The sequence below is a fragment of the Ottowia cancrivicina genome (assembly GCF_029813755.1).
In the GTDB taxonomy this organism is placed as follows: Bacteria; Pseudomonadota; Gammaproteobacteria; order Burkholderiales; family Burkholderiaceae_C; genus Ottowia; species Ottowia massiliensis.
In genome coordinates this window covers 1-2299 of the sequence record NZ_JARVII010000056.1, presented here as the reverse complement: position 1 = coordinate 2299, position 2299 = coordinate 1, and the positions used below count along the sequence as shown (strand labels likewise).

The following is a 2299-nucleotide window of genomic DNA, read 5'->3' as shown; positions in this document are numbered from 1 at the left end:
GCCTCTCATCTTGTTGTAGGCAATCCAGCGGTTTTGCGCCGCGCTTTTGTTGTTCTGCTTCAGCTCGGGCTTGTCGTTGATCTGGCTCTTGGGATTATCGTCTTTCACCCAGCGCACATGTCGCAAGTACCCTATGTCCATATTCAGCCCTTGGAACGTGACGCCCCGATGATTTATGAGCACATAAAATTCCACATTGAAACTACATTAATAAATCTGCAAACAATATGCAACCAATAAATGCAACGAGAATAATTTGACCAGTCAAAAATATTCTAGTATTAAAATGAAATTTACCCATATTGCCATTTATAATAATAAAGCAAGAAAATAATGTAAATAGGATCTCATATATATAACTAATATTGATATTAACCCCAAAAATAATTCTAATTGCGTAAATTGAGATGGACGCCTCGCTAATCATAGGCGCTTTTGATTCTTGCAAGGTTGTTAGTAGCGCCTTTTTAATATTTTTGGTTATTTTATATGTAGTCACGATAGATGTCACTATAAAAATATATAAATGAATCGCAATCAGTAGCAGTATATTTACGGAATGATTATTTAAATCCCAGAGGTTATTCATGTTGCACTTATTTAAAACAATTGCTTGAGGTCTCTGTTGGTGTATTTGAAGATATCACTGCAATTATTAAAAGGGTCGATGCTACTGTAATAGTTCCTCCCGGAAGAGGAGGTCCCGCTAATTTTCCCAAGATTGCTATAGCGACATTTGCACTTGCTAGCCCTAAGCCAATACCGGTGGCAAAACATTGTTGAGCTTTATCGCCATACAATGCTCCATAAGCCTGCCATATTACTGCGATTGACGCCAGCTCAAGAACGAGCGCCGCCAGTATAGGGCCAATAAAGGCAGACGAGGCTTTTGAAGCAATGGCGGCATCAAGCCCAAGCATGGTATAGCCAAGAGCGAAATCGTGCACGGTGCCGATTGCTAAAAATCTTGATTAACTTTGCATGGTTAATTGCGCAATAATTCACGCCGCCTATGCGGCAGTTCTAGACTTCATTCATCTGTTTGCATTATAGGACGAATATTTTTCTTCAAAAAATTATATACATGATAAATATCAAAATTTTTTGATTTGTGAATCTCCAAGACTTTCCGCTTTTGCTTTCCAAAATTCTTGAGATCAATAGAAAAGCTTCCAATTAATACGAGCTTCTCTCCCAGGATGGATTTTTTGAGGGATACGGAATCCACGTCACGCAAATCAATAACCGTAAACAAATACTCTGTTTTATATGAAATACGATCTGCGTCTATGAAAAGTTCGGCGTTCATAATATTGTACCTAACCCATAAGTTAATGAGTATGACGACCAACGCACATGACGATAGAAGCAGCAATTTGCTCATAATGGTTTTCTATATGGCGGGGATGTATTTCCCTTTCATTAAAGAAACGAATAGCAATATTCCTATGATAACCCCAATAATACTGTCTAAGGATATAAGTATAGAAAATTCGCTATATGCCACAGCGCTACGCAACTAGTTATTATAGCAATAAAAATATTTATTTTTCTATTTTTATAGAACCAAAAATAAATGGTGCCTGAAGTACTCCATATGATAGATGAGACTCCATAAAACATGATATTGCTCGTTGCGAAATCGATGCACCACATGGTGGCATATGCTGGCATCCATAGCCATAGAAAAATAATCGGTTTCTTATCTTTTCCACATCCATAAATAATTATGCATGCTAACGCAGTTAAGGCAGAAAAAACTGCTGATATTTTTATTTTAACAAGAGGATCTAAAAGTTCCATGATATTTTATTCAATGCACAAATGCGCTCACAATTTACTCTCGACTGCACGCTTGCCATCCTCTTGTTTCAATAGATGTCTCGATGAATATATTTAACAGCAGCATAATTATTGCGGGAACTTTTAGGGCTGCCGAATTTAATCCAAAAGCAAGTCCCCCTAAAAAACATTCACCTGCTTTTTTATCAAGTTGATAAGAATGTAGAACTACAGCTGCAATGGCAGTGGTTATAACAATTGCTAAAGCACTTACTAAAGCTATTACGATCGATGGCCCTATTGCTGCAAGTGCAGCGGAAGCTACAAATATGGAAAATTCCAGCCCTAATAAAACACCAAATATTAAACCAGCCAGCCATGCCCCATTTCCACTCCCCTCAATTAAATAAGCCCCGGCCCCCGTCTCCGGATCAATCACAATATAGCCAAACCCCTTCCATCCGTGCTTGTTGATGCTCTTCTCATGCACGGTCACTTCCTTGCCAGCATTGACGGC

General features: G+C 38.4%; 3 protein-coding genes. All 3 read right to left on the bottom strand.

All coding sequences use genetic code 11. The annotated features are described in order from the left end of the window. Positions 1–596: 596 nt before the first annotated feature. On the bottom strand, positions 597–947 hold the full coding sequence (locus QB898_RS12910) for a hypothetical protein (RefSeq protein ID WP_279525277.1): 351 nt from the start codon (positions 945–947) through the stop codon (positions 597–599). An 83-nt stretch (positions 948–1030) separates the two neighbouring features. After that, positions 1031–1309 (bottom strand): hypothetical protein, encoded by a 279-nt coding sequence (locus tag QB898_RS12905; RefSeq protein ID WP_279525276.1) that lies wholly within the window; start codon positions 1307–1309, stop codon positions 1031–1033. A 528-nt stretch (positions 1310–1837) separates the two neighbouring features. Continuing rightward, the coding region (locus QB898_RS12900; protein WP_279525275.1) for a hypothetical protein at positions 1838–2299 on the bottom strand (462 nt) is incomplete at its 5' end.

Bases quoted from the DNA above. Each gene is read 5' to 3' on its own strand.
- QB898_RS12905 (WP_279525276.1), bottom strand. From the start codon at position 1,309: ATGAACGCCGAACTTTTCATAGACGCAGATCGTATTTCATATAAAACA.